The following is a 24,227-nucleotide window of genomic DNA, read 5'->3' on the forward strand; positions in this document are numbered from 1 at the left end:
GAGGCGGGCACAAGGATATCACAAGGCCATCTGTTCGGCGCCGATGTGTTGCCTATTGAGTCCACACCACCCGCAACAAGGCCACCATCAACCAGGCCGTCGCCGCCAGGGCGGTAATGGTGCGCACATGGTTCCAGCGGTTCCATACCCGCGCATAGGTCGGCCAGGCACTGGCCGCCTCGCTACTGGCCGGGTCCAGGCGTGCCAGGCTCTGGTTGCGTGGCACGTTGAAGAGCATGGTCACCAGCACGTTACCGAGCAAATACAGGCCGCTGCCGATGCCGATGCACAGGCTGCCCGGCAATGGCCAGCGCAACCAGGCCCAGGTCAGCAGAATCGCACAGGTAATGGCGGTGCCGAGAAACAGCGAGAGGAACAGGCGGTTGAGCACCACCTGGTTGATCGACTGCATGGCCGTGACTGCGCTCTGCGCCGGGATGCGCTCCAGGGCCTGCATGACGAAGTTGGAGAAGGCGAAGAACAACCCGCCCATCAACCCGCAACCCAGGGCGGTAACAAGGATCAGCAACAACAGCAGGGTGTCGGCAATGCTCATGGTTCAGGCCTTTTTCCAGGGTGGTCGTCGGGCATGGCAGGCGGCCTTCAGCTATCCTCAGAATCGGATGACAGACCTTTCGGTGTGCATCCAAGGTCGCACTTGGTAATCGGAAGTTACCTTTGCCTTGCCCACTCATCTGGCCCTGTAGTTTAGGCTCGCAACCCGGATCTTTCGTCGCGATTTGTAGTCTTTGATGCATGGAATTTGAAAGGAGATGCGCATGCTTGTCCGGTCACTGACCCTCGCCACCGTGCTGGCCATTGTTGCCGGTCCCGCCCTCGCTGCCGATAGTGATGACCCCTTGGGCCAGGATCTGTACAAGGCCCGCGCCTTGGTTGTGCTTGCCCCCAGTACCGCCGACCCGACCCTTCGCGCGTTGAATGCAGCGCTGGAAGACCCGGCCACCAAGGCTGCCTTCCAGGAGCGCAACCTGGTGCTGTACAGCGTCGCCGGCATGATGGGCAAGCGCGATGGCAAAGACCTCGATCAGCAGGCCACCATGGCCTTGATCCGCCAGTTCAAGTTCAGTGCCCGGGATACGGTGGTCACCCAGGTGGTACTGGTGGGCAAGGATGGTGAGCAGCACCGGATAGAACACCCCGGCACCCTTGAACCCAAGGCGATTTTCGACGCGGTTGATCAGTTGCCGGCGGCAGAGAAAGCCATCGTGCCGCCGACTGTTGCCGATCTTAAGACTGACGCCACAAAGGCTAAAGAGGCCAAGCCGGGCAAGGATGGCAAAGCGGCCAAGCCGGCAAAACCCGCCAAGCCCTTGCCACCGCCCAAACCATTGGAGGATTGAGGCTCAGCGGTTGCCAATGGTCTTCTCCATGAACACCCGCTGGAAACCCTGATCAACGGCGCGATGGGTTTCACGATAACCAAGCGCCTGATACAGCCCCAGGTTCTCCGCCATGGCCTGGTTGGTGTACAGGCGAATTTGCGGCAACCCCAATTGACGGGCTTGGGTTTCGGCATGCTCGATAAGCTGGCGACCATAGCCGCGTCCCTGCGCCTCGGGGTGTACCGCCACGTTATCGAGCAGCAGCGCGTGCTCTTCGACAATCAACACCAATAGGCCAAGAACGCGTCCTTGAACGTCCAGCAGCTGAACCTGCCGACGGGCAATCAACTGTGCGTAGTCTTCCAGCATCGGCCCCGGCTTGGCCTTGATGCGGACGATGTAGGGGCTGTAGGCCGCCTCAATCAGGGCATCGATGGCGGGCAGGTCTTCAGTGGATGCCAAGCGGATCATGCAGCGAGTCCTTGGGCGAGCGTGCGGTTCACTACGCTAACACTAACTCCCGGTCTTGACCTTGCTCCACACCCGGGTGCGGATGCGCTCGAATTTCAGAGGCAGCGGCTCCAGGGCGAACAGGGTGTCGAGCACTGCCTGGGGTGGGTACACCGAGGGGTTGTCGCGAATCTTCGCCTCCACCAGCGGCGCGGCGTCCTTGTTGGCGTTGGGGTAGCCGAGGTAGTTGGTCGAGGCCGCTATCACCTCGGGGCGCAGCATGTAGTTGATGAAGGCCAGGCCTTGCTGCGGGTTGGGCGCATCCTTGAGCAGCACCATGTTCTCCAGCCACAGTGGCGCGCCTTCGCGGGGAATGGCGTAGCGGATGTCGCGGCCATTCTTGGCGTTGTCGGCGGCAAGTCTTGCGTCAAACACCCCGCCGGACCAGCCCAGCACCACGCAGACATTGCCGTTGGCCAGGTCCGAGATAAAGCGCGAGGAGTCGAAGTAGGCGATGTGCGGGCGTACCTTGAGCAGCAGCGCTTCTGCCTTGCGGTAGTCTTCGGGGTTCTTGCTGTTGTAGGGCAGGCCCAGGTAATGCAGGGCGATGGGGATGATCTCGTTGGGCGCATCGAGCATGGCCACGCCGCAGTCGGCCAGCTTGGCGATGTTTTCTTCCTTGAAGATCAGGTCCCAGGAGTTGAGCGGTGCGGCATCGCCCAGGCGCGCCTTGACCTTGTCGACGTCATACCCCAGGCCCGTGGTGCCCCACAAATATGGTGCGGCGAAGCGGTTGCCGGGGTCGTTGTTCTGCAGTTTGGCGAGGATCTGTGGGTCCAGGTGCGGCAAGTTGGGCAACTGGCTGCGGTCGAGCTCGGCCAGCACCCCGGCCTTGATCAGGTTGGGCAGCAGGTCGCCGCTGGCAAATACCACGTCATAGCCACTGCGCCCGGCCATCAGCTTGCTCTGCATCACATCGCTGTTGTCGAACACGTCATACACCGGGGCGATGCCCGAGGCCTGCTGAAACTCCTTGGTGGTGTTGGGGGCGATGTAGTCGTACCAGTTGTAGATATGCACGCTGGGTGCGCTGCTTTCGGCGGCCTGGGCGACGGCGACGTTGAGCAGCGCGGCGAGTACCAGGGGGATAGGGCGGATCGACTTCATGGGGCTCTCCGGGCTCTTGTTGTAAGGGATAGCGCTCAGGGGATCAGCAGTTCGCGGCGCCCGTCAGGGTGCTCGATGCGTTGGCCGGGCAGTTGCAGGCGCCGGTCGGCCAGGTAGTCGTAGGCGCGGCGGGCGTGTTCGAGTTGTTGCAGGTCCAGCTCGATGACCTGCCGGCAGGCCTCGCGCCCGGCCTCGAACAGCAGGCGCCCGTGCGGGTCGACCACCGCGCTGGCGCCGGCGAACACCAGGCCGTCATCGCCAGCGCCAACGCGGTTGACCATCAACGCAAAGGCCTGGTTTTCCTGGGCGCGGGCCATGATCGCGGTGCGGTGCACCGGGCCGTAGGGGTCCATGTTGCCGTTGCTGACCACGATCAGGTCGACGCCCAGTTGCGCCAGGGCGCGGCTGCTTTCCGGCAGCTCGATGTCGTAGCAGATCAGCAGGCCGATGCGCAGGCCTTTCCAGGTGGTTGTGGCGTAGCGATCGCCGGGGATGAACAGGCCGCGCTCCGAGGGCCACAGGTGGGTCTTGCGGTAGCGCAGGGCGATGCCCTCGGGGGTCAGCAGCAGCGAGGTGTTGTAGTAGCGGCCGTCGGCCTTTTCGGCCAGACCGATCACCACCGCGACATTGCGTTCACGCACTGCCTGCAGCACGGCCTGGACGCTGGGGCCATCCACGGCTTCAGCGACCTCGGGCAATTGCGCGGCGCTGGCAAAGCCCATCAGCTGGGTTTCCGGGAACACCAGCAAGTCGCTGTCGGCCGCGCAGCCGGCGATGGCCTCAAGGGTACGTTGCAGGTTGTAGGCGGTATCGCCGTCGCGGCCGGCGAGTTGTATCAGTTCGATCTTCATCGGGGTTCCTTGCGTAGGGCTGGAACCGAGTATGCGGCGCGACGGCGTGGGCGGTAATCACGTTGATGGAGTAACCCTGAATGGGTAATGGCGCTCAGATCTCCCGTTCAACAAAGGCGAAGTCGCTGTCGATCAACTGCTGCAGGTACTGATCGAAGCTGTCGGCGATCACTTCATAGCTGTCGGGGTCGTGCAGGTAGCGCAGCACCTGGCCGACGGTGCCGCCGGCGGCGGGATTGAAGTCGATGTACAGCTTCGAGGTGCCGCCGTTGTTCATGCAGTGGGAGAAGCACAGGCGCTGGTTCATGCCCAGGTCGATGTCGATGCCCGGGCCGACGGCTTCCGGGTATTCGTCCAGGTCATCGCCGTACATGCCGCGAATGCTGTCGGTGTAACCCCTGGCGTCTTCGAGGATCTGTGCGGCGGCGCTGAGGAAGTAGGGGTACTCGAACACGTCCGAGCCGAGGATCAGGACGATGACCGTGCCGCCTGGGTAGTCTCGGAAATGGGTCCCGTCGATATGGCCGAGCAGTTCCAGCAGGCTGGCGGGGCACAGCGGGTAACGCTCAGTGAGCTTCTGCAGGCCTTCGGCCGAAGCGCCGTGGGCAAGGTTCAACTGCTCAAGTGACTCGCTCGGCAGCGCCTGACGCAGGCCGGTGAGGTAGGTGGTGACGAGGGACATGAGGGGCGGTTCCTTCCTGAAAGAGCGCAGATGATAACCAGGCTGACGTAAATTCACCGGGATTGCGAGCGCTGCGCGCTCGCTCCCACAGGGTCGGCGCCGCTCTCAGGGTTTGTGCAAGACCTGTGGGCGCTGGCTTGCCAGCGATGCGGCCGGTGGGCCAGCTTGAGTGCGGCGCTCTTCCAACGCCTTCTATCATTCGCATAGAATGATAGAAATTCTCATTTGCTCGTCGAGTCGCCATGACCGATTCCAACCCCGCCCTGCGCCAGCAGGTCAGCCACCTCTACCAGGCTCATCACCGCTGGCTGACCGGCTGGCTGCGCCCGCGGGTGGAATGCCAGGACCTGGCCGCCGACCTGATGCAGGACGTGTTCGTCCGCGTGCTCAGCGCCGACGATGCCAGTGACCGCCTGCACGCCGTGCGTGAACCTCGTGGCTACCTGGCGACCATCGCCCGGCGGCTGATGATCGACCACTTTCGCCGCGCGCGGCTGGAGCGCGCCTGGCTGCAAGCGCTGGCCGAGCAACCCGAAGCCCTGGATATCTCTGCCGAAGGCCGGGCCATCTTGCTGGAAACCCTCTGCGAGCTGGACGCCATGCTCGCCGGCCTCGGCGCCCGGGTGCGCAAGGCCTTTCTGCTGTCGCAACTCGATGGCATGACCTACAAGGCCATCGCCCAAACCCTCGGCATCTCGGTGGTCACGGTCAACCGCGACATCGCCAAGGCCCTGCACCATTGCACGCTGTACAGCCTGCAGCACGAGGCCGACTGATGGCCGCCCTGGACTCGCGCCAACTCGCCGCCCTCGAGCAGGCCGCCGCCTGGCGTGCGCGCCTCGGTGACGAAAGCGCCGGCAACGCCGAGCAAGCCGCCTGGCACGCCTGGATGCAGGCCGACGAGCAGCACCGCTGGGCCTGGCAGCAGGTCGAGCGGGTGCAGCAACGCCTGCAGCAAATGCCCACGCGCCTGGCCGGGCGCATGCTGGAGCTGGCCGGCCAGCAGCCGGCGATGGGCCGTCGCGGGGTACTCAAGGGGCTGGTCCTGGTCGCCGGTGCCGGCGGGCTGGGCTGGGCCGGTTACCAGCAGGGGCGCCAAGGCCCCTGGTTCGCCGACTACCACACCCGCACCGGCGAACGCCTGAGCCTGACCCTGGACGATGGCAGCCAGATCCAGCTAAACACCGCCAGCGCCGTGGATGTGCGCTTCGACAGCCAGCAGCGTTTGCTGGTGCTGCGCGACGGCGAGGTGCTGGTCACTACCGCCAAGGACCCGGCCAATCGACCCTTCCTGGTACGAACCCGCCACGGCACGCTGCAGGCACTGGGCACGCGCTTCTCGGTGCTGGCCGGCGAAACCACCACGCGCCTGGCCGTGTTCGAAAGCCGCGTGCGGGTGCTGCCGGGCGAGCAGGGTGGCGGTGCGCTGCTTGAGGCCGGTGAGCAATGCCGTTTTGCCAACCCGGCGCTGGTGCTCAGTTCGCCACTGGAAACCAACCTGGACGCCTGGAGCAAAGGCCTGCTGATCGCCAACGAGCAGTACCTTGGGGCGTTTGTCGCCGAGCTGGCGCGCTACCGCCGCGGTTGGTTGCGCTGTGCGCCGGAGGTGGTAGGGCTGCGCATCAGCGGCACCTTCAGGCTCGACGACCAGGCGCAGATTTTCCGCGCCCTGGAAAGCACGCTGCCGGTGCGGGTCAGCCTGCGCACGCCGTACTGGGTGACGGTGCAGGCCCGTTAGCTAAAGTATTTTTCATGCAAATGATATTAATTCGTCTTGTCGTTCGACTTATGGGAGGCAGGCCCACTGCCTGAATGCCAACCAGAAGAGAACGCATCGAATGAGAACCCGCCGGATTCACCACGCCCTGCGCTGTTGCGCGCTGTTGTTGCCTTTGAGCATGGCCCAGGCCGAAGCGGCCACGCGTACCTACGACCTGGCGCAGGATGATCTGGGTCAGGTGCTGACCCGCTTTGCCGCCGAGGCTGGAGTGGTGCTGTCGTTTGACCCGGCGCTGACCCAGGGCCAGCGCAGCGAAGGCCTGCATGGCCAGTACGGGGTCGAGGAGGGCCTGCGCGCCTTGCTCGCCAGCAAGGGCCTGGCGGTGATCAAGGAAGCGGACGGGCGCTACAGCCTGGTACGGGAAGTGAGCGAGGCGGGCGCGATCAACCTCAGCGCCACCGAGGTTACCAGCAACCAGTTGGGTACCATTACCGAGGAGAGCCATTCCTACACCCCCGGCACCATCGCCACGGCCACGCGTTTGGTACTGACGCCCCGTGAAACGCCGCAATCGATCACCGTGGTGACTCGCCAGCACATGGATGATTTTGGCCTGAACAACATCGACGACGTGATGCGCCACACGCCGGGCATCACCGTCTCGGCCTATGACACCGAGCGCAACAGCTACTACGCACGCGGTTTTGCCATCAACAACTTCCAGTACGACGGCATTCCCTCGACTTCGCGCAACGTTGGATATTCGGCCGGCAACAGCCTCAGCGACATGGCCATCTACGACCGCGTCGAAGTGCTCAAGGGCGCAACCGGATTGCTGACCGGTGCAGGCTCGCTCGGCGCGACCATCAACCTGGTGCGCAAAAAGCCCACCGCCGAGTTCAAGGGCCACTTCACCCTCGGTGCCGGCAGTTGGGACAACTACCGCAGCGAGCTGGACGTCAGCGGCCCGTTGACCGACAGCGCCAATGTGCGTGGCCGGGCGGTGGCGGCCTATCAGGACAAGCACTCGTTCCTTGATCACTACCAGCGTAAGACCAGTGTCTACTACGGCATTCTCGAATTCGACCTCGACCCCGACACCTTGCTGACCGTCGGCGCCGACTACCAGGACAACAACCCCAAAGGCTCCAGCTGGTCGGGCACCGTGCCGCTGTTCGATGGCAAGGGTGACACCAACAATGTCTCGCACCATTTCAACAACGCGGCGAAATGGAGCAGTTGGGAGCAGTACACCCGCACGGTGTTCGCCAGCCTCGAACATCATCTGGACAGCGGTTGGGTGGCCAAGGCCCAGCTCGATCACAAGATCAACGGCTACCACGCGCCGCTTGGCTCGATCCAGGGCTACCAGCCGCGCAAGGACGGCACCGCCGGTATCTATGCACAGAAGTACACCGGCGAAACCGTCAGCAACTCCCTCGACCTGTACCTGAGCGGGCCGTTCCAGTTGTTCGGCCGCGAGCATGAACTGGTGATCGGCAACTCCTTCACCGCTTCGCGCTGGAAGGGCAACGACTACCGCAATGTCACCCATGGCAACAACAACATCGAGGACTTCCCCAACTGGGACGGCGACATTGCCGAACCCGACTGGGGCCCGGTGGCGGCGCGCACCGACGACAAGGTGCGCCAGAACGGCACCTACCTCACAGCACGCCTGCACCCGACCGACGACCTGACCCTGCTGCTCGGCGGGCGCCTGGTCAACTACAGCTACGACGGGATCGAGGACAACAACAAGGAAAACGACCGCCTGGTGCCGTACCTTGGCGCGGTCTATGACCTCAACGACACCTACTCGCTGTACGCCAGCTATACCGATATCTTCATGCCCCAGGACGCCTGGTTCCGTGACCGTACCAACCGCCTGCTGGACCCGGACGAAGGGCAGAACTACGAACTGGGTCTGAAGGGTGAATTCCTTGACGGCCGGGTCAACGCCAGCCTTGCCTATTTCGAGATCCATGAGAGCAATCGTACGGTCGAGGACAACCAGTACAACGGCAACCCGACCAACCCCGACGTGGCCTTCGCCTGGATGGGCGTGAAAGCCAAGACCAAGGGCTTCGAGGCCGAAGTCTCGGGTGAGCTGGCGCCGGGCTGGCAATTGCAGGCGGGTTACACCCATAAAGTGATTCGCGATGACGATGGCCAGAAGGTTTCGACCTGGGAGCCGCAAGACCAGGTCAGCTTCTACACCAGCTACAAGCTCAAGGGCGCACTGGAGCGGCTGACCGTCGGCGGTGGTGCGCGTTGGCAGGGCAAGGGCTGGCAGGTGCTGCACAATCAGCCCAAGGACATCGACCAGGAGTTCGCCCAGGATCCGTTCTGGCTGGTGGACCTGATGGCCCGCTACCAGATCACCGACAGCCTGTCGGCAACAGTCAATGCCAATAACCTGTTCGATAAACGTTATTACACCAACATCGGTTTCTATAATTCGATGTCTTATGGTGACCCGCGCAACTTGATGCTGACCACGCGCTGGGATTTTTGACTGGATAAATAAAAAGCGCCCTCTGAACCCTATGTAAATACTGTTAGTAGGGCGCCTGCAGCTCCCACAGTAAATCTGTGTACGCCGAACCTGTGGGAGTGGGCTTGACCCGCGATGAGGCCGGTACAGCCAACATCAGCCGTCGTCTGAATTGCGACGTTCGTGCTCCAGCAACCAGCGCTTGCGTTCAATACCGCCACCATAGCCGGTCAGCGCGCCGTTGCTGCCGACCAGCCGATGGCAGGGGATGGCCAGGCTCACCGGATTCAGCGCATTGGCCAGGCCCACCGCCCGCGCGGCTGCGGGGTTGCCGAGCTGTGCGGCGATCTGCCCGTAGGTGCGGGTGCTGCCCACCGGGATGGCTCGTAACGCCGCCCAGACGCGCTGCTGGAACAGGGTGCCGCCAGCGTCCATGGGCACTGCATCAAACGCCTGCAATTGGCCCGTGCAGTAGGCCTGCACGGCATCGGCGAGCGCCGCCAGCCCCGCGGTTTCACGCAACTGTACGCCTGTGCCGAAGCGGGTACGCAGCAGCCGCAGCAGGCGTTTTTCGGGCGCATCGAATTCCAGTGCCAACAGTTGCTGGCCGTCACTGACGATCAGCACCTGGCCCATCGGCGCCGGCAAGTACAGGCGGCGCAACAGCAATTCGCTCATGGGCAGTCCTCGTTCAGGCGTGTTCGATCAGCATCACGGCCAGGGTGTCGGCGTCCAGCGCGTCGAACAGATGCGGGGTATCGGCCGAATAGCTCATGTAGTCGCCGGCCGCCAGCGTCACCGCCTGCTCGACCGGGCCCACTCGGGCGCGGCCGTGGCACAGGATCACATGCTCAAGGGTACCCGGTGGATGCGGTTTTGACAGCCGTGGCTCACCTGGCTGCACCCGCACCCGGTAAATATCGCGCTGAGCCCCCGCCGGGCAGGCGGCGAGCAAGGTGGCGGCGTAATTGGCCTGCTCGGCGTGGCTGGCGGCGCCTTCATTGGCGCGAATCACCTGCACATGCTGGCGCGGCTGGCCCATCAGCCGGCTGACCGGCACCTGCAGCGCACTGGCCAGGGCCCAGAGGGTTTCCAGGCTGGGGTTGCCGACCCCGGACTCCAGCTGCGACAGGGTGGACTTGGCCAGGCCTGCGCGCTTGCCCAGTTCGGTCACTGACAGGCCCAGGCGCTCACGCTCGCGGCGGATGGCGCTGGCCAGCAGGAGGATGGGGGAGTGTGCTTCGATCATTTGTTCGCTATACCGGTCAATTGTTCGTCTTGACGAACGGTTTTCATCTGTTCAGCATAACGGACCTTTGTTCGATATGACAGGATTCAGCTCGCCATGCACCTGAAAACACGCGGCACCCTGGAGATGACCGCCGCCATGCTGATCTCCGGTACGGTTGGCTGGTTCGTCCTGGCCGCAGACCAGCCTGCGGCCGCCGTGGTGTTCTGGCGCTGCCTGTTCGGTGCGTTGGCATTACTGCTGGCCTGTGCCGGGCTGGGTTTGCTGCGGCGAGGGAGGATTAGCCGGCGCCAGGCATTGGCGGCGGCAGTCGGTGGGGTGGCGCTGGTGCTGAACTGGGTGTTGCTGTTCAGTGCCTATGGGCATGCCTCGATCGCTGTGAGCACCGTGGTCTATCACACCCAGCCGTTTATGCTGGTGGGCTTGGGGATGCTGTTGTTCGCCGAGAAGATGACCGCTAACAAAGCCGGCTGGTTGCTGGCGGCGTTCGCGGGGATGCTGCTGATCGTCATGGCCGGATCGAGCGCGGATGCTGTCGCCGGTGACTACCGTCTGGGCGTGTTAATGGCGCTGGGCGCGGCGTTTTTCTATGCGGTTGCCGCCGTTATCACCAAGCGATTACACGGTGTGGCGCCGCAATTGATCGTGCTGATCCAGATGCTGGTCGGTGTAGGGCTGCTGGCGCCCTTTGCGCACGTGCCGGGGTTGACGCGTGCGCCCGCTACCTGGGCCTGGCTGGCCACCATCGGCATCGTCCACACCGGGCTGATGTCGACCCTGCTGTACAGCGCTATCCAGAAGATCCCCACCAGCCTGGTCGGCGCCTTGTCGTTCATCTACCCGGTGGTGGCGATCCTGGTCGACTGGCTGGCCCTGGGGCACCCGTTAGGCGCGCGGCAACTGGCGGGTTCAGGGTTGATTCTGCTGGCAGCGGCGGGTATGACCTTTGGCTGGACGCTGCGGATCACGACCGCTGCGCGGCCGATCGCTGGCAAGGCCAGCTCCCACAGGGGGCGCTGAGCGTCCCAGGACTATCCCTCAGAACCACCGATCATTACGTTTGCGCCCACGGCTCAAGGCCGGCAGGATCAAGCCGGCGAGCAGGCCGGCACCGGCGATGGCGCCGCCGTAGACCATATAGCGCATCAGCACCTGCTTGTTCTCGTCACCCAGACGCGCCTGGGTGCTGCGCAGTTCCGACTGGGTATCGCCAAGCTCGGCATTCAGCGCCTTGTTGCGCGCTTCCAGTTCGTCGATCAGCGCCTTGCGCGAATCAAGCGTCTCCTGCATGCCTTGCACCCGGGTCTTCCAACTGTCGTCGATGGTTTTCAACTGCTCGCTGAGCTGGGTCACCTGCCCGGTCAGTTGCGGCAGGCGCTCGGCCTGGCCGGGCACGGCCTGCAGGTCGCTGCTGGTGATCCACACGGTGTCGCCGGACTCGCCGCGCACCTGGCTGTAGTTGCCCTGGGTGGCCAGCAGGGTGACCTTCTGCCCGGACTTGAGGTTGCCGACGATACGGTGGCCATCGGTGGGGCCGCTGCGCACGTAGGTGGCCAGGCTGTCGCTGACCCAGCGCTCGTTGCTGCTGGTGGCTTCCTCGGCCTGTAGCGGGGTGGCGAGGACCAATAGGGCGCCTATCAGGCTGGCCGTCAGCAGGCGGCGCGCGCCCGGGTTGGAGGAGGAAAACAGCGTGGGCGCCGCAGCAACAGGACGAGAGATAGGCATGATGGTCTTCGCGTGAAATAAACAATAAAAGCCCGATGGCTGGGCCGGTGAAGAGGCGGCGTGCGCGCAGGCCGCCAGCTGAAAGACCATATTTCTGCAGGCAGGTTCACTGAGCGGGGTAGGAAAATAGCAGCAAATGTTGCGGGCACAGGCTGTGCCCGCAAACGGGGGAGGGGCTTGAATCAGCTCACGACGCGGTAGCAGGGCACGTATTCGGCACCACCCGGCAGCTTCATCCGGTGCTGGTCGACGAACGCTTGCAGCAGGTGGCCAAGGGGCTCGAGCACAGCGCTGTCACCCTTGATTTCGTACGGGCCTTTTTCTTCGATGAGGCGGATGCCCTTGTCCTTGACGTTGCCGGCGACAATCCCGGAAAACGCCCGGCGCAGGTTGGCGGCCAGTTCGTGCGGCGGCAGTTCGCGGCTGAGCGCGAGCCCGGTCATGTTTTCGTGGGTCGGGTCGAAGGGACGCTGGAAGCCCTCTTCGATCTTCAGCAGCCAGTTGAAGTGGAAGGCGTCATTGCGCTCGCGGCGGAACTGCTTGACCTCCTTGAGCCCGTCGACCATCTGCCGGGCCACTTCGGCCGGGTCGTCGATGATGATCTGGTAATGCGCCTGCGCCGCTTCGCCGAGGGTGGCACGTACGAAGGCATGCAGCTGCTGCAGGTACGGCGCCGCGCTTTTCGGCCCGGTGAGGATCACCGGGAACGGCAGGCCACGGTTGTCCGGGTGCATGAGGATGCCGAGCAGATAGAGGAACTCTTCGGCAGTACCGGCGCCACCGGGGAAGATGATGATGCCGTGGCCGACACGCACGAAGGCTTCCAGGCGTTTTTCGATATCCGGCAGGATCACCAGCTCGTTGACGATCGGGTTGGGCGCTTCGGCGGCGATGATGCCCGGCTCGGTCAGGCCCAGGTAGCGGCTGCCGCTCATGCGCTGCTTGGCGTGGGCGATGGTCGCGCCCTTCATCGGGCCTTTCATCACGCCCGGGCCGCAGCCGGTGCAGACGTCCAGCTTGCGCAGGCCCAGCTCGTGGCCGACCTTCTTGGTGTACTGGTATTCCTCGGTGCTGATCGAGTGACCGCCCCAGCACACGACCATTTTCGGCTCCACGCCCGGGCGCAGGGTACGGGCGTTGCGCAACAGGTGGAAAACGTAGTCGGTGATGCCCTGGGAGCTTTCCAGGTCGATGCGCTGGCTGGCCAGTTCGCTTTCGGTGTAGACGATATCGCGCAGGGCGCTGAAGAGCATTTCGCGGGTGCTGGCGAGCATCTCGCCATCGACGAAGGCATCAGCCGGCGCGTTCAGCAGCTCCAGGCGCACGCCGCGGTCCTGCTGGTGAATGCGCACCTCGAAGTCCTTGTAGGCCTCGAGGATGGTCTTGGCGTTGTCGACGTGCGCGCCGGTGTTGAGGATTGCCAGCGCGCACTGGCGGAACAGGGTGTACAGGCTGCCGGAACCGGCTTCACTCAGTTGCTGTACTTCTCGTTGAGACAGTGTTTCCAGGCTGCCTTTTGGGCTGACAGATGCATTGATGACTTCGCGTTGGGGCATTCTGGGTTTCCTGTGAGCGGGTAAACGTCCATCTTCAGAACACCACCATACCGACAAATTGTCGCAGCAACGAGTGCCTTTCGCTGTCAGGCCTTGTCAGCAGTATCTGGCGCGGCCCGCCAACCCACGGCGTGCAGGGCCTTGAGCAATTGCTCGGGTTTGAGGGCCAGCACCTTGCTGCCATGGGCCTCAAGGTCGGTGGCCGCCAGCAGGGCATTGACGATGGCTTCCTCCACTGCATCGGCCGCCGCGCTGAACAACGCCGAGATATGGTCGTTGTTGACCATCTGCACCGTGCTGGTCGGCGCCCCTGGGTGGCCGAAGTTGGCCGCTGGCAGGCTGTTGCCGGTGGAGAAGGCGATGAAGATGTCGCCGCTGGAGTCTTCGGTGCCGCCGCCGACCCGCGCCAGGCCGACACTGGCCCGTTGCGCCAGGCGCGTGCACTGGTGCGGCAGCAGCGGCGCGTCGGTGGCCAGGGTGATGACGATAGAGCCCATGCCCGGCTCACCGACAGTGCGCGGTGCGCTAAAGGGTGAATGTACCTCCCCCAGCACCTGACCGACCGGGTAGCCGGCTACCCGCAAGGCGCCGCGCACACCGTAGTTGGCCTGCACCAGCACGCCGACGGTCCAGCCGCCGGCCGCGCTGTCCAGTACCCGCGAAGAGGTACCGATACCGCCTTTGAATTCGTGACAGATCATCCCGGTGCCGCCACCGACGCAACCTTCGGCCACCGGCCCCGACTGCGCCGCGCCAAGCGCTGCGTGGACATGCTCGGCAGTCACATGCTGACCCCAGATGTCGTTGAGCACGCCGTCGTAGGTTTCCAGCACCGTGGGCATGCACCAGTAGGTGCGGGCCTTGCCCATCTCGCGCTCGGCCGCCACCAGCGCATCGCGGACCACGCCGACGCTGTGGGTGTTGGTGTAGGCAATCGGGGTGGTCAGCAGGCCAGCCTCGCGAATCCACTCAAGGCCGCTGGCATCACCATTGCCATTGAGCACGTGCACGCCGGCAAAGCACGGCTGCAGGCTGGCGGCCCGGGCCCGTGGCTCGATCACCGTGACCCCGGTGTTGACCGCGTTGTCGCCGCTGCCGCGCTGCACGGTGTGATGGCCGACACGCACGCCCGGTACATCGGTGATGGCGTTGAATGCGCCAGGGTTGCCCACGCCGATTCGAATGCCCAGATCACGTACACGCATTGATTCACAGCTCCTGTTGAAAGGTTCGAAGGGCCCGCAATGGCCATTGCTCGCACAGCATGACAAGTGCTCGAGCAACGGCAATACTGCGTGCCGGTGTGCAGAGTCTAGGAACTCGACCTGCCGCTGGCGATTCCCCCCAATCGTTACCCCCAAGGAGTTACCGGTGAACCTGCTATTCGAAGCCGCCGCCCATCACCATGGCCTGGCCCGGGTCATTGACCAGCTGGGCAGGCCGGGGTTCTGGCACCAGTTGATCGTGCTGCTCGATCAACTGCTGCCTTGCGACACAGCGCTGGCCTTGCTGGTGGAGCGTGAGGGTGCGCCTGTGGTGCTGGAGGAGTTCGACCGTGGTTTTCGCAATGCGCCTGCGGCGGCACCGCTGTACCTGGGCGGCCTGTACCTGCTCGATCCGTTCATCCAGGCCATGCGCGACGGCCTGGCCGATGGCGTGTACCGCATGGAAGAGGTGGCGCCGGACGAGTTTCGCAAGAGCGACTACTTCAACAACTACTTTCGCGCCCTGGTCGGCGAGGACGAGCTGCAGCTGATCCTCAACCTCGACGCGGGCAAGGTCCTGGCCATTTCGTTGGGCGCCAATCAGCGCTACGACACTGCCGCCATCGGCCAGTTGACCCTGCTGGCGCCGTGGCTGCTGGCGCTGATGCGTCAGCACTGGCACCAGCAGCATCCTCAGCAGGTCACAGAGCATTCGACGCCGGTGGAGCGTGCCCTGGAGCATTTTGGCAGCGACACCCTGTCGGCCCGCGAACTGGAAACGGCCCGCCTGGTGCTGCGCGGCAACTCCAGCAAGGCCATCGCCAAGCGCCTGGACATCTCCCAGGAGACGGTCAAGGTGCACCGCCGCAACCTGTACAGCAAGCTTGGGGTCTCGTCCCAATCGGAGCTGTTCAGCCTGTTTTTGCAACACCTGGGACAACACGACCATCAGGAGTGAGTGATGCTACGGATACTCGGCAAGGCTTCATCGATCAACGTGCGCAAGGTGCTGTGGACCTGCGCCGAATTGCAGCTGCCGTTCGAGCGCGAAGACTGGGGCTCGGGCTTTCGCTCGACCGAGGATGAAGCGTTCCTGGCGCTGAACCCCAACGCCATGGTGCCGGTGATCGTCGACGGTGATTTCGTCTTGTGGGAGTCCAACACCATCATCCGCTACCTGGCCGGCCAGTATGGCGGTCAGCAGCTGTACCCGACCGAGCCCAGGGCGCGGGCGCGGGTCGATCAATGGATGGACTGGCAGGCCACCGACCTCAACGGTTCATGGAGCTATGCCTTTGTCTCGCTGGTGCGCAAGGCCGCGACCCACCAGGACCCGCAAGCGCTGGCGGCGGGGTGCCGCAACTGGGCGCGCAACATGACCCTCCTTGAGCGTCAGCTGGAGCGTACTGGAGCCTATGTCAGTGGCGCGGATTTCTCCCTGGCTGACATTCCCATCGGCCTGTCGGTCAACCGCTGGCTGCAGACGCCGCTGGAGCGCCCGGCGTTGCCGGCCGTCGAGGCTTACTACGATCGCCTGAGCGAACGTGAAGGCTATCGCTTGCATGGGCGCAACGGGTTGCCGTGAGGTCAACTGGCCTCATCGCGGGTCAAGTCGAGTCGTCGCACCGCCGCTCCCACATAAAACCTGTGGGAGCGGGCTTGACCCGCGATCTTACTGATCCAAAGCCGTGAGGATCCGATGCGCCACCTTCACCCGCTCGGCAATCGGGTAGTTCTTGTTCGCCAGCAGCACAATGGCGATGCGTTTTGACGGCACGAACGCCACGTAGGCACCAAAACCATCGGTCGAACCGGTCTTGTTCAACAAGGTGTTGGCCGGCAGTGGCCGCGCCGGTTTAAGCCAGGTCACCGGCTGCGCTTGCAGCACCATGGACGGCGCATTGCCGGCTTGCAGCTGTTCCAGGCTTACCGGGTAGGCATACTGCTCCCAACCCAGGCCCTGGGTCATTTCACCGACCTGGTAGTAGCCGGTCTGCGTCGTGGCGATGGCCCGTTGCAACGGCTTGCTCAGGCTGTGCGGCTGCATGTTCAGGTCCAGGTAGTGCAAGAGGTCCACCGCCGTCACTTTCAAACCGTAGGCTTCGCCATCCAGTGGCCCGGGGCCGACGCGCACCGGCTGGTCCTGCTTGTTGTAGCCCTGGGCGTAGTTGCCCATCTGTGCAGCAGGCACCTGCAGGTAGCTGTGCTGCAGGCCCAGTTGCGGCAGCAGCTGTTTCTCCATCAGCTCGGCAAACGGCGTACCCAGGCTTTTTGCCGTCAGGTAGCCAAACAGGCCAAGGCTGGGGTTGGAGTACAGCCGGTGGGTGCCAGGCGCGTAGTCGGCCTTCCAGTGGCCATAGTAGCCGAGCAGGTCGGCCTCGCCCTTGACCTCATCAGGGAACTGCAAGGGCAGGCCGCCAGCACTGTAGGTGCCGAGGTTGAGCAGGGTGATGCCATCGAACGCCGTGCCTTTGAGCGCGGGCCAGTGCTTGCTGGCCGGGTCACCCAGGCTCAGCTTGGCGCGGGCCTCGGCAAAGCCTGCGAGGGTGGCGGTGAAGGTCTTGCTCACCGAACCGATCTCGAACAGGGTGTCGGCGTTCACCGCCTGGCCGCTCTGCTTCGACGCTACTCCGTAGTTAAAGTAGTGCTGCTGGCCATCGACGCTGATGGCCACGGCCATGCCGGGGATTGCCTGTTGCTGCATCAGCGGGCGCACGACGGCGTTCACCGTGGATGCCAGCGACGTGTCGGCAAGGCTTTGCCCGGTGACCAGGCTAAGGGCCAGGGCGGCCAGAATCCCTGGCTTGAGGTTGGTTTTTTGGTGCATGATCGGCAACCTTTCCATAAGTGGACTGTTGTGAGCCTGGCTGCAGCAGGGAGCGCCAATCTAGGCGTTCTGCGCAGGCTCCACAAACGATGATATTTCGCAGCAGCCATTAGAAAAATTTGGGAGTCTGCATGATCCGACCGCACTTGCCCCTGAACGCCCTGCGCGCGTTCGAGGCCTCGGCCCGGCACTTGAGCTTCACCCGTGCGGCTATCGAGCTGTGCGTGACCCAGGCGGCGGTCAGCCATCAGGTCAAGAGCCTCGAAGCCCAGCTCAAGGTCACCCTGTTCAAGCGCCTGCCGCGCGGGCTGATGCTCACCTGCGAAGGCGAGACCTTGCTGCCGGTGCTGCGTGAATGCTTCGACCGCATCGCCCAGACGCTCGACTGCTTCGACGGCGGCCATTATCGCGAGGTGCTGACCGTGGGCGCGGTGGGCACCTTTGCCGTCGGCTGGCTGTTGCCGCGCCTGCCCGAGTTCCAGGCCCTGCACCCGTTTATCGATTTGCGCCTGTCGACCAACAATAACCGCGTCGATGTCGCCGCCGAAGGCCTGGACTATGCCATTCGCTTTGGCTCCGGCGCCTGGCATGGCATCGATGCGCAGCCGCTGCTGGAGGCGCCGCTGTCGGTGCTGTGTGTGCCGTCGATTGCGCTGCAGTTGCACACGCCTGCCGATCTGTTGCAACAAACCCTGCTGCGCTCCTACCGCAGCGATGAATGGGCCGAATGGTTCCAGGCCGCCGGGCTGTCGGGCGCGGTGCAGCCTTCGCGGACCATGGTCTTCGATTCGTCGCTGGGGATGATGGAGGCGGCCCTGCAAGGCGCCGGCGTGGCCCTGGCACCGCCGCTGATGTTCGAACGGCTGCTGGCCAGCGATGCCATTCGCCAGCCGTTTGCCTTGAGCATCAGCACCGGTAGCTACTGGCTGACGCGCCTGCAGTCGAAGGCCGAGAGCCCGGCGATGGCAGCGTTCAAAAGCTGGTTGTCGAAGGCGGCTACAGGCTGAAGCGTGAAGGCCGGCAGCCTTGCAGCTCGGGCGCAGGCTGGCCATCGATCAGCTCTTGCGCGACCAGGCGACCGACCACCGCTGCCAGGGTCACGCCCGAATGCATCACCGCCAGGTACAGCCCGCTGACAGCGGGCAAGGCCCCGATGATCGGGATGCGATCATCCGGCATGGGCCGCCAGCCAACCTCGGTGCTGATCAGTTCAAGGCCCTGGCCTCGGTGCAAACTGTCCCGAATGGTATTCAGCGCCCGCTGGGCAATAGCCTCGGGGCCGTTTTCGCCATCGGCATCGAGGTAGTCTTCGGCGGCCAGGACCCGCTCGGGCGTCGGTTGGCGGATTTCCAGTTCGTTGCTGGCGATCAGGGTGTGCACCAGTCGCTCGTGTGCCCGCAGGCGGATCAGGATCGACGGCGACGGGTGCAGCGGTAATGTCACGCCCAAGGGCTGCAGCAAGGCCTTGCACTCGGTGCCGGCCGCCAGTACCAGACGCTCGCAGGCAATCAGCCCGCCAGTCGTAACGAGTGCCGCGACGGCGCCGTCAAGGCATTCGATGGCCAGCACCTGGGTGTCGGTCAGCACGTTGGCGCCGTTGGCCTGGGCGCGCTCCAGCAGCAAACGGGTCATCGCTGGCGGGTCGATGGAGCCTTCCTGGGGCGCAAACAGCGCCTGCTGCAGGGGCGCTTTGAAATGCGGCTCAAGCTGTTGCACGCGAGCGGGGTCGATCGGCTCGACGCCGTCAGCAGGCGACGGCGCCTGGCTGAACGACAGCGCGCCGGTCCAGTTGATCGGCGCCGTGCCCAGCTCGTTTTGCAGCCGGTGATACTCGGCAATCGCCAGGCCGCGCAGTTGGGCAAATTCGCCGGGCTGTGGCGCCGTTGTGTTGAGCCAGCCAAAGGCCTGTGAGGTGACGCCCAGGCCTGCTTGGCCCTTGTCGATCACCGTCACCTGGGCATGCTTGCTCAGGTGATAGGCAATCGAGGCGCCGACGATACCGGCGCCGATCACTACGACGCTCGGGCGTTGCCGGTCGGTGTTCATTGGCGATTCTCCGGCCAGGTGGCGGTCGGGAAGTAGCTTTCCATGCCGGGCTCCTTGTGCTCGACGCCGTCGCGCTGCCAGTAACAGGTCAGGCGCGCGTTGTTGTCCAGGTCGCTGTGGGCCAGGCAGGTCGAGTAGTGTCCGGGCCAGGTGAAGCGCAGCACTTTCGCGCGGGCGATGGCCGCGACCTCGACCTTGCCGATGGCCGTCCGGGTCTTGCCGTCGATGGTCCTCGCCAGCACCAGCTGACCGTCCAGATAGCGCAGGGTGGCCCGGCCCGAATACGTGGCGCCGTTGTCCGGTTGTTTGCCGACCAGTGCATAAGGCCCGACCACAAAGCCGTAGAGCGGGTCCGGATAGTCTTCATCATCGGCCACGCAAGCCGTGCCGACCAGCATCAGAGCCAGCAGCAACAGCCTCATAGCGGCAGGGCCTGAAGCATGACGGCGCCAACAAACAGCAGCAGCGCAAGGCTGATGCCGATCAGGGGAATGTTGAACCAGTAGCGCCGCGCCAGCAGCGCCATGCTCGCCAGGAACACAACCCCCAGTCCCAGCAGAAAGCCGTCACGCAGCAGCGCCTGCGGTGCTGCCAGGGCCAGGTAGCCATACACCAGGCCGAACAGCATGGCGCCCAGGCTATGGCTGGCATTGAAACCCACCCAGGCACGCCACACCGTCGTCTGCCGGGAAATCACCGGGGAGATTTTTTGCATCTGTTCACCCAGCGCCGGGTCACGTGGCTGGAACTTGTTGCTGGCGAAGGTATAGACCAGGTGCACAGTGCCCAGTAGCAGGACGATGGCGGCGCTGGCACAGATCAGTAGTTGAGCGATCACGGGCGATCCTTTGGCAGGTGAATAAGGCGCCGCCGGTGGGCCAGCGGCGGACAGACAAGCTACTTCAAGGCCAGCTGGCGGGTGATGGTCGGGTCGCTGATCTTGTCGTCGTCAATCAACAGCAGGGCCTTGGAGAGGATGATCGACAGCAGGGCATCGCCCTCGAACGGCAGGTACTGCGGCGTGGTCTGCTGACGCGCCTTGGCGTCGGGGACGATGCACAGGTACTGATCGTTTGGCAGCATGAGGATGTTGCCCGAGCCCAGGTGGATCTTGTAGCTGCGCAGCTTGCCGGTGACTTCGAGGAAGCGCCCGTGCAGGGCCCATTTGTCTTTGAGCCGGGTCATGCGCGGCAGCAGTTTTTCCAGCAGCTGCTTGCGCGTTTGCGCGGTGGCGCCCAGTTCGCCGAACGAATGGTTGTGCCAGTAATCGCGGTAGCGGCCGTCCGGCCCGCCGTCGGCCCACAGCGGGTCGTTGGCCAGCGAGGCGACGCCGACGAACAGGTCGACATCGCGCATCACTTCGCTGAGCACCAGCGCCGGGACCTGCTCCAGTGGCAAGGGCGCGGCGTCGTCGGCGTTGTCCCAGCGGTTCACGGCATAGCCGCCGCCACCGGCATGGGCGCTGCGTTGCGCGGCGTCGATGGCGTAGAAGCGTACCTGGTCGGTGCTCAGGCGCAGGAAGGCGCCGGCTTCGTTGGTGTCGACGCCATAGTCGTCACCCACGCCCTCGATCCAGAACTCGGCACGCAAGCCCCAGGCCGGCAGCTCGCGGGTGGCCGGCGGATAGCTGTCGTCGACCATCAGCCGCAGCTTGTTGCGCCAGCCGCGGGCGGCGGCCAGGGCGTGGAACTGGTGCTGACGCAGAATGTGCGCGGCGAAGCGGTTGGAGTAGGTGGCGGTGTTGCGCTCGGCTTCGGTCAGCAGGTAGACCTCGCGGTGGGCCTGCTTGAACGGCTGGGTGATCTGCAGCGCTTCGATACGCTCGCGCCAGGCGAGGACCTCATCCAGCGGGCGGCCGATCGGATGCCAGAGGCGTACTTCGGCCTCGCTGGACGGGGTAACGGTCTTGCCATCGAGGCTTTGCAGTTCGCCCTCGGTGAACACCACGGCGTGCTGCTGGCCGGCTTCGCTGATCACCCAGATCAGCCGCCGCGCCAGGGTGCCGATCAACGGGTGGTCGAGGTAGCGCTCCTGCCATTGGCCGAACGGCCAGTGTTTTTCCAGCAGGAACAGGCTGTCCAGGCGCTCGGCCTGGGCCGGCAACATGGCGCCGATGTCCTTGAGCGCACCTTGCAGTTCCTTGAGCTCTTCCTTGTAATCAGCCTTGACCTTGGCCGGCACCGATTTCTGCGGTGTGCCGTCGGCGCGCAACCAGCTCAGGGTGGCGCTCTTGCCATCGACCTTAAGCTCGGCGACAAACGCGCCGTCGTCGAAACTTTCGCGGCGCAGGCCGACCTGTTCCAGGCCGTAGGTCGGCACGCCGAGTTCTTCGATCTGGTCACGCGGCAACTGCAGGGCCTGGGCGGCGCTGGTGAAGGCTTTTTCGATTTCCTTTTGCGCCGTGCCGAACTTGACCCGTACCTTGAGCAGGGCCAGTTGCCCGACCGCTTCGCTGCTGGGGATCGAGGACAGGGCAAACACCGCCGCGTTGCCGACCTTCGGTGCCCGCGGGCCGATGCCGCGCACCTTGCGGTAGGCGCTCAGGGCCAGGCGGGCGATGGCCCGGGTCAGTTCGCTGTCGGCCAGCGGCGCGCTCATCCACAACAGGCCGCGCAGCACCGTGGCGTTGCCATCGTGCATGCGCGCGCGGTCATCGCTGCTTTCCCAACCGACGTTGAGCAGTGCGCCGCAGCGCCCGGCATCGACCCGTGCAAACCAGCGCAGCAGGGCCTCGCGCAGTGCAGCCTCACCGACCTTGTGCAGCAGCGCCTGGGCGTTCTTCAGCCATTTCGCCGACGGTCGCGCCGAGGTCGCCGCAGCGGCCTGACGCAGCAGCGCCAACCAGTCTTCGCGCACCTCGGGGCTGAATTGTTCGAGGTCTTCCAGGGCTAATTGAGTCCAGTGCTCGCAGGGCGCCAGCACCTGCCAGGCGCCGTTGCCCAGCAGCGGGTCGAGCTTGGCCATCAGCTGTTCGCCGAAGTTGCCGTAGTGGCCGAGGTCGGCGCACTGGCTGCGCAGCATGATCAGCAGGTCGCGCAGGTCGTCGGGTATGTGCTTGAAGTGCTGCTCGATGACCCAGTCAGTGACCGTCAGGGTCGGCAGGGTGCCGTAATAGGCAAAGCGGTAGCTGGTAAACCATTGCAGCACCGGCTCGGCCAGTTGCCCGACATCGGCGCCGTTCTCCATCAGCCAGGTCATCAACGCTGGCAGCACGCCGTAGTCAAAGACATGGGAAAAGGCATGACCTGCACTGGCCGTGCTCAGCTCACCGTTATAGGCCACCACCCGTTCGATCAGCGCCACCACCAGGCGCGTGCGAAACGCCGGGTCGGGGCTCAGGGCCATGACTGCCGGCAGTTTGCTCAAGGCAAAGACCATGGCATCGGGGCGACCGTGGATCTTCTGCAGCAGCGGCAGCAACTCGCCGATCACCTCATGCTCGTGGCGCAGTTCGGAGCCGGCCAGCAGCGGGTAGCCGTCCGGGCCGATGTGCTCGACCGGGCCCAGCTCGGTTTGCGGGCGGTCGTGGCGAAACGCCTGAAGTTGTTCCAGGGCCATGGTTCAGCCTCCTACCAGCGGGGTCAGTTTGATGAAATTGACCACGCTGTCGTGGCGGATGGTCAGGACTTCGTCGAGGCTTTCGGCCTGACGTTCGTCGAGGAGGATGAAAAAGCCATTGCGCGTGAAGGCGTCGCAGGCGATGTCGACCTGCTTGCGCCAGTCGATATTCGCACGCTCGATGGGAGCCTCACCGTTGAGCGCGGCTTCCAGCGGCTCGGGGCTGACCAGGCGCTGGCGCCGGCTGTGGCCGGTTTCGTTGTTGCGCAGCTGGACTTCCTGGTGAACCCGCTCGCGGATCAACTGGCGCACGGTGATGGTGTCGGTAGCAAAGTGCAGGGCGAAATCGTCGAAGACTTCGCCCGAAACCGACTCGTCGCGGACGGTGAGCGTTGCCATGGGAACTCCTTTTCTGGCAAGAGGCAAAACGGATGGGCGCAAGGGTATCAGGCTGGCTCGGGGATTTCGATGCGCAGGCGCTTAGTGTTCGCTGCTGATGATTCGCGCGCGAAAGAACTCACCCGGCGGCAGGCCGAACTGCTTGCCGAAGGCGGCGATAAACGCCGATAGCGACTCATAGCCACAGGCCAGGGCCACGTCGGTGACCCGCTCGCCGCGCTCAAGGGCGGGCAGGGCGCTGAGCAGGCGCATGCGCTGGCGCCAGAGGCGAAAGCTCAAGCCGGTTTCACGTTGAAAGCGGCGGCTCAGGGTTTTCTCCGACACGCCGGCCTGCTGCGCCCAGGCGGTCAGCCCGGTAGGCGAATCGGGATGTGCCTGCAGGTGGCGGCACAGTGTGCGCAGGTCATGGTCAAGCGGCAGCGGCAGCATCAACTGTTGTTGTTCGGCGAGCTCCAGTTGATCGAGCAGCACCTGCGCCAGGCGCCCGTCCGGGCCCGCGGTGTCGTATTCCACCGGCAGTTCGCTGAAGGTCCGGATCAGCTCGCGCAACAGCGGATTGACCGCGATCACCCGGCACTGCGGATCGCTCCAGCCTGCCGGCGCCTGCTCCAGGTAAAGGCTGCGCAGGCAGGTGTCCTCGGCGCAGCTGACCCGGTGCTGGACCAGCGCCGGTACCCACACCGCCCGCTGTGGCGGCACCAGGTAGAAACCCTGGTCGGTGTGCACCTCCAGCACCCCGCGAATGGCATAGGACAACTGCCCCCACGGATGGGCATGGCGGTAGCCGAGCACCACGTTGGGCAGCGCCTGCGCATGGCCATACAGCGGGCGCGGCAGTTCGGTCAGCTGCTCCAGTGACGGCGGGGCGACGGCGGGCGGTTGTCCTTTTGGCGACACTGGCGGGGCGCTGGCGTTAGTGAAAGTCGGGCAAAGACCTTAACGTCTGCAGCGC

The 24,227-nt window shown here is 64.4% G+C and carries 25 protein-coding genes; 8 read left to right on the top strand and 17 right to left on the bottom strand.

Features of this window, described 5'->3' with window-relative positions:
• Positions 1-52 precede the first annotated feature (52 nt).
• The gene (locus NLX68_RS11610) at positions 53-556 is read right to left on the bottom strand and encodes a DUF1772 domain-containing protein (protein ID WP_254284097.1); all 504 of its coding nucleotides are present in this window, start codon (positions 554-556) and stop codon (positions 53-55) included.
• Between the two features lie 223 nt (positions 557-779).
• Here NLX68_RS11610 and NLX68_RS11615 point away from each other — a divergent pair, with 223 nt between their 5' ends.
• The gene (locus NLX68_RS11615; RefSeq protein WP_254284098.1) at positions 780-1,361 is read left to right on the top strand and encodes a DUF4174 domain-containing protein; all 582 of its coding nucleotides are present in this window, start codon (positions 780-782) and stop codon (positions 1,359-1,361) included.
• A 3-nt stretch (positions 1,362-1,364) separates the two neighbouring features.
• Here the strand turns inward: NLX68_RS11615 and NLX68_RS11620 are convergent, their stop codons facing one another.
• The 4 genes from NLX68_RS11620 to NLX68_RS11635 form a co-directional block, all read right to left on the bottom strand.
• Entirely contained in the window at positions 1,365-1,814 is a 450-nt protein-coding gene (locus tag NLX68_RS11620; RefSeq protein WP_254284099.1) for a GNAT family N-acetyltransferase, read from the bottom strand.
• A gap of 42 nt (positions 1,815-1,856) precedes the next feature.
• Positions 1,857-2,960: a polyamine ABC transporter substrate-binding protein gene (locus NLX68_RS11625; protein ID WP_254284100.1), complete on the bottom strand. Its 1,104-nt coding sequence runs from the start codon at positions 2,958-2,960 to the stop codon at positions 1,857-1,859.
• A gap of 35 nt (positions 2,961-2,995) precedes the next feature.
• Positions 2,996-3,811, bottom strand: coding sequence for a carbon-nitrogen hydrolase family protein (locus tag NLX68_RS11630; RefSeq protein WP_254284101.1), 816 nt, complete (start codon positions 3,809-3,811; stop codon positions 2,996-2,998).
• A gap of 94 nt (positions 3,812-3,905) precedes the next feature.
• A complete protein-coding gene (locus tag NLX68_RS11635; protein ID WP_254284102.1) occupies positions 3,906-4,493 on the bottom strand; it encodes an SMI1/KNR4 family protein in 588 nt (195 codons plus the stop codon).
• Positions 4,494-4,735: 242 nt separating this feature from the next.
• Between NLX68_RS11635 and NLX68_RS11640 the strand changes: the two genes are divergently transcribed.
• The 3 genes from NLX68_RS11640 to NLX68_RS11650 all read left to right on the top strand — a co-directional run bounded on the left by NLX68_RS11640 (position 4,736) and on the right by NLX68_RS11650 (position 8,731).
• Positions 4,736-5,269, top strand: coding sequence for a sigma-70 family RNA polymerase sigma factor (locus NLX68_RS11640; RefSeq protein WP_254284103.1), 534 nt, complete (start codon positions 4,736-4,738; stop codon positions 5,267-5,269).
• Positions 5,269-6,231: a FecR domain-containing protein gene (locus NLX68_RS11645; RefSeq protein WP_254284104.1), complete on the top strand. Its 963-nt coding sequence runs from the start codon at positions 5,269-5,271 to the stop codon at positions 6,229-6,231. Before NLX68_RS11640 ends, NLX68_RS11645 begins: the two co-directional genes overlap by 1 nt.
• Before the next feature lie 160 nt (positions 6,232-6,391).
• A complete protein-coding gene (locus NLX68_RS11650) occupies positions 6,392-8,731 on the top strand; it encodes a TonB-dependent siderophore receptor (RefSeq protein ID WP_302056185.1) in 2,340 nt (779 codons plus the stop codon).
• Between the two features lie 135 nt (positions 8,732-8,866).
• Here NLX68_RS11650 and NLX68_RS26455 read toward each other — a convergent pair whose 3' ends face one another.
• Both NLX68_RS26455 and NLX68_RS11660 read right to left on the bottom strand, forming a co-directional pair.
• Entirely contained in the window at positions 8,867-9,388 is a 522-nt protein-coding gene (locus tag NLX68_RS26455; protein WP_302056175.1) for a methylated-DNA--[protein]-cysteine S-methyltransferase, read from the bottom strand.
• 13 nt (positions 9,389-9,401) lie between these two features.
• A complete protein-coding gene (locus NLX68_RS11660; RefSeq protein ID WP_254284106.1) occupies positions 9,402-9,959 on the bottom strand; it encodes a helix-turn-helix domain-containing protein in 558 nt (185 codons plus the stop codon).
• Between the two features lie 96 nt (positions 9,960-10,055).
• On the opposite strand from NLX68_RS11660, the gene NLX68_RS11665 reads away from it, so the two are divergent.
• Complete coding sequence (locus NLX68_RS11665) at positions 10,056-10,979, top strand: DMT family transporter (protein WP_254284107.1); 924 nt, start codon at positions 10,056-10,058, stop codon at positions 10,977-10,979.
• 18 nt (positions 10,980-10,997) lie between these two features.
• Here NLX68_RS11665 and NLX68_RS11670 read toward each other — a convergent pair whose 3' ends face one another.
• The 3 genes from NLX68_RS11670 to NLX68_RS11680 all read right to left on the bottom strand — a co-directional run bounded on the left by NLX68_RS11670 (position 10,998) and on the right by NLX68_RS11680 (position 14,445).
• The gene (locus NLX68_RS11670; protein ID WP_254284108.1) at positions 10,998-11,684 is read right to left on the bottom strand and encodes a TIGR04211 family SH3 domain-containing protein; all 687 of its coding nucleotides are present in this window, start codon (positions 11,682-11,684) and stop codon (positions 10,998-11,000) included.
• Between the two features lie 182 nt (positions 11,685-11,866).
• Positions 11,867-13,240, bottom strand: a complete 1,374-nt coding sequence (ppnN, locus tag NLX68_RS11675; RefSeq protein WP_254284109.1) for a nucleotide 5'-monophosphate nucleosidase PpnN — start codon at positions 13,238-13,240, stop codon at positions 11,867-11,869.
• 86 nt (positions 13,241-13,326) lie between these two features.
• Positions 13,327-14,445 carry a P1 family peptidase gene (locus tag NLX68_RS11680; protein ID WP_254284110.1) on the bottom strand — a complete coding sequence of 373 codons (1,119 nt, stop codon included), beginning with the start codon at positions 14,443-14,445 and terminating at the stop codon, positions 13,327-13,329.
• A 166-nt stretch (positions 14,446-14,611) separates the two neighbouring features.
• Between NLX68_RS11680 and NLX68_RS11685 the strand changes: the two genes are divergently transcribed.
• Positions 14,612-15,403, top strand: a complete 792-nt coding sequence (locus tag NLX68_RS11685; protein WP_010221771.1) for a helix-turn-helix transcriptional regulator — start codon at positions 14,612-14,614, stop codon at positions 15,401-15,403.
• A 3-nt stretch (positions 15,404-15,406) separates the two neighbouring features.
• On the top strand, positions 15,407-16,030 hold the full coding sequence (locus tag NLX68_RS11690) for a glutathione S-transferase family protein (RefSeq protein ID WP_254284111.1): 624 nt from the start codon (positions 15,407-15,409) through the stop codon (positions 16,028-16,030).
• Positions 16,031-16,117: 87 nt separating this feature from the next.
• Here NLX68_RS11690 and ampC read toward each other — a convergent pair whose 3' ends face one another.
• The gene (gene ampC, locus NLX68_RS11695; protein WP_254284112.1) at positions 16,118-17,272 is read right to left on the bottom strand and encodes a class C beta-lactamase; all 1,155 of its coding nucleotides are present in this window, start codon (positions 17,270-17,272) and stop codon (positions 16,118-16,120) included.
• 131 nt (positions 17,273-17,403) lie between these two features.
• Here ampC and NLX68_RS11700 point away from each other — a divergent pair, with 131 nt between their 5' ends.
• On the top strand, positions 17,404-18,279 hold the full coding sequence (locus NLX68_RS11700; RefSeq protein ID WP_254284113.1) for a LysR family transcriptional regulator: 876 nt from the start codon (positions 17,404-17,406) through the stop codon (positions 18,277-18,279).
• On the opposite strand, the gene NLX68_RS11705 is transcribed toward NLX68_RS11700, so the two are convergent.
• From NLX68_RS11705 to NLX68_RS11730, 6 genes are all read right to left on the bottom strand, one after another.
• Complete coding sequence (locus NLX68_RS11705; RefSeq protein ID WP_254284114.1) at positions 18,269-19,318, bottom strand: FAD-binding oxidoreductase; 1,050 nt, start codon at positions 19,316-19,318, stop codon at positions 18,269-18,271. The two genes, NLX68_RS11700 and NLX68_RS11705, sit on opposite strands and share 11 nt — an antisense overlap.
• Positions 19,315-19,740, bottom strand: coding sequence for a hypothetical protein (locus NLX68_RS11710; RefSeq protein WP_254284115.1), 426 nt, complete (start codon positions 19,738-19,740; stop codon positions 19,315-19,317). The genes NLX68_RS11705 and NLX68_RS11710 overlap by 4 nt, the downstream gene beginning before the upstream one ends.
• Positions 19,737-20,156 carry a hypothetical protein gene (locus NLX68_RS11715; RefSeq protein ID WP_254284116.1) on the bottom strand — a complete coding sequence of 140 codons (420 nt, stop codon included), beginning with the start codon at positions 20,154-20,156 and terminating at the stop codon, positions 19,737-19,739. Before NLX68_RS11715 ends, NLX68_RS11710 begins: the two co-directional genes overlap by 4 nt.
• A gap of 59 nt (positions 20,157-20,215) precedes the next feature.
• Positions 20,216-22,876 (bottom strand): DUF4132 domain-containing protein, encoded by a 2,661-nt coding sequence (locus tag NLX68_RS11720; RefSeq protein WP_254284117.1) that lies wholly within the window; start codon positions 22,874-22,876, stop codon positions 20,216-20,218.
• A gap of 3 nt (positions 22,877-22,879) precedes the next feature.
• Positions 22,880-23,275 (bottom strand): hypothetical protein, encoded by a 396-nt coding sequence (locus tag NLX68_RS11725; protein WP_254284118.1) that lies wholly within the window; start codon positions 23,273-23,275, stop codon positions 22,880-22,882.
• An 81-nt stretch (positions 23,276-23,356) separates the two neighbouring features.
• Entirely contained in the window at positions 23,357-24,172 is an 816-nt protein-coding gene (locus tag NLX68_RS11730) for a helix-turn-helix domain-containing protein (protein ID WP_254284119.1), read from the bottom strand.
• Positions 24,173-24,227: the final 55 nt, after the last annotated feature.

The sequence above is a fragment of the Pseudomonas sp. SBB6 genome (genome assembly GCF_024213215.1).
GTDB lineage: Bacteria > Pseudomonadota > Gammaproteobacteria > Pseudomonadales > Pseudomonadaceae > Aquipseudomonas > Aquipseudomonas donghuensis.

Excerpts from the sequence above, each read along its gene's own strand:
- NLX68_RS11610 (WP_254284097.1), bottom strand. The coding sequence starts at position 556 with ATGAGCATTGCCGACACCCTGCTGTTGTTGCTGATCCTTGTTACCGCC.
- NLX68_RS11615 (WP_254284098.1), top strand. The coding sequence starts at position 780 with ATGCTTGTCCGGTCACTGACCCTCGCCACCGTGCTGGCCATTGTTGCC.
- NLX68_RS11620 (WP_254284099.1), bottom strand. The coding sequence starts at position 1,814 with ATGATCCGCTTGGCATCCACTGAAGACCTGCCCGCCATCGATGCCCTG.
- NLX68_RS11625 (WP_254284100.1), bottom strand. The coding sequence starts at position 2,960 with ATGAAGTCGATCCGCCCTATCCCCCTGGTACTCGCCGCGCTGCTCAAC.
- NLX68_RS11630 (WP_254284101.1), bottom strand. The coding sequence starts at position 3,811 with ATGAAGATCGAACTGATACAACTCGCCGGCCGCGACGGCGATACCGCC.
- NLX68_RS11635 (WP_254284102.1), bottom strand. The coding sequence starts at position 4,493 with ATGTCCCTCGTCACCACCTACCTCACCGGCCTGCGTCAGGCGCTGCCG.
- NLX68_RS11640 (WP_254284103.1), top strand. The coding sequence starts at position 4,736 with ATGACCGATTCCAACCCCGCCCTGCGCCAGCAGGTCAGCCACCTCTAC.
- NLX68_RS11645 (WP_254284104.1), top strand. The coding sequence starts at position 5,269 with ATGGCCGCCCTGGACTCGCGCCAACTCGCCGCCCTCGAGCAGGCCGCC.
- NLX68_RS11650 (WP_302056185.1), top strand. The coding sequence starts at position 6,392 with ATGGCCCAGGCCGAAGCGGCCACGCGTACCTACGACCTGGCGCAGGAT.
- NLX68_RS26455 (WP_302056175.1), bottom strand. The coding sequence starts at position 9,388 with ATGAGCGAATTGCTGTTGCGCCGCCTGTACTTGCCGGCGCCGATGGGC.
- NLX68_RS11660 (WP_254284106.1), bottom strand. The coding sequence starts at position 9,959 with ATGATCGAAGCACACTCCCCCATCCTCCTGCTGGCCAGCGCCATCCGC.
- NLX68_RS11665 (WP_254284107.1), top strand. The coding sequence starts at position 10,056 with ATGCACCTGAAAACACGCGGCACCCTGGAGATGACCGCCGCCATGCTG.
- NLX68_RS11670 (WP_254284108.1), bottom strand. The coding sequence starts at position 11,684 with ATGCCTATCTCTCGTCCTGTTGCTGCGGCGCCCACGCTGTTTTCCTCC.
- ppnN (WP_254284109.1), bottom strand. The coding sequence starts at position 13,240 with ATGCCCCAACGCGAAGTCATCAATGCATCTGTCAGCCCAAAAGGCAGC.
- NLX68_RS11680 (WP_254284110.1), bottom strand. The coding sequence starts at position 14,445 with ATGCGTGTACGTGATCTGGGCATTCGAATCGGCGTGGGCAACCCTGGC.
- NLX68_RS11690 (WP_254284111.1), top strand. The coding sequence starts at position 15,407 with ATGCTACGGATACTCGGCAAGGCTTCATCGATCAACGTGCGCAAGGTG.
- ampC (WP_254284112.1), bottom strand. The coding sequence starts at position 17,272 with ATGCACCAAAAAACCAACCTCAAGCCAGGGATTCTGGCCGCCCTGGCC.
- NLX68_RS11700 (WP_254284113.1), top strand. The coding sequence starts at position 17,404 with ATGATCCGACCGCACTTGCCCCTGAACGCCCTGCGCGCGTTCGAGGCC.
- NLX68_RS11705 (WP_254284114.1), bottom strand. The coding sequence starts at position 19,318 with ATGAACACCGACCGGCAACGCCCGAGCGTCGTAGTGATCGGCGCCGGT.
- NLX68_RS11710 (WP_254284115.1), bottom strand. The coding sequence starts at position 19,740 with ATGAGGCTGTTGCTGCTGGCTCTGATGCTGGTCGGCACGGCTTGCGTG.
- NLX68_RS11720 (WP_254284117.1), bottom strand. The coding sequence starts at position 22,876 with ATGGCCCTGGAACAACTTCAGGCGTTTCGCCACGACCGCCCGCAAACC.
- NLX68_RS11725 (WP_254284118.1), bottom strand. The coding sequence starts at position 23,275 with ATGGCAACGCTCACCGTCCGCGACGAGTCGGTTTCGGGCGAAGTCTTC.